This window comes from Streptomyces tricolor (assembly GCF_002155905.1).
GTDB lineage: Bacteria > Actinomycetota > Actinomycetes > Streptomycetales > Streptomycetaceae > Streptomyces > Streptomyces tricolor.
The window spans coordinates 1-817 of the sequence record NZ_MUMF01000706.1 but is presented as its reverse complement, the minus strand read 5'-3'; the positions used below and the strand labels follow the sequence as shown (position 1 = coordinate 817).

Annotated in this window: 1 pseudogene; it reads left to right on the top strand. The window is 75.2% G+C overall.

The features are described 5' to 3' along the window. Positions 1 to 683, top strand: a pseudogene (locus CCN44_RS37885) (cytochrome P450); the annotation flags it as partial. Positions 684 to 817 lie beyond the last annotated feature (134 nt).

Here is an 817-nt window from a genome sequence, read left to right as displayed (position 1 = left end):
CGCCTCGGCGGCCAGGTCGTGGCCACGGACACCGGGCCCGCCGAGGCCGTCGCCGCCGACCGGGAACTCGTCGCCGTCCTGACCGGGATCGCCACGGCGAAGGCGGCCCGGCCGGCGACGACCTCACGAGCGCGCTCGTCGCCGCCCGGGACGCGGGCGGCGACCGGCTCGGCCGGCAGAAGCTGATCGGCACGCTGCTGCTGATGATCGTCGCCGGGCACGAGACCACCCTGAACCTGATCACCAATGCCGTACGCGCCCTGTGCGCCCACCCCGAGCAGCTCGGCCTGGTGCGCGCGGGCGAGGCGGGCTGGGCGGACGTGGTGGAGGAGACGCTGCGCTGGGACGCGCCGGTCAGCTGTTTCCCGTTCCGCTATCCGGTGCGGGACCTCGCCGTCGCCGGGACGCGCATCCCCGTCGGCACGCCCGTGCTCGCCGGGTACTCCGCCGCCGGTCGCGACCCGGCGGCGCACGGACCGGACTCCGACCGTTTCGACGTCACCCGCCCCGCCCGGCCGGGCGCCGTACGTCACCTGTCGGAAACGGACTTGCTGCCGCACCCGGGGTTCGTCGGCATCGGCGTTCGGAGCCTGCCGGTGCGGCTCGCGCCGGCCCGACCCGGTGCCGGGCGGCGGGCCCGGCGGTACCGTCATGGATACGTAGCAGATGTCCGCAGACCATAACGATCCCGGACGTCGGGGGACTTGACCGCCAACCGTGTACTATCTTCGCGACATGTCCACGCCACCGCAGCCCCCGCAGCCGGCCGATCAGCCCGCGCAGCACCCTCAGCCGCCCGCGCAGCAGCCGGCCGTCC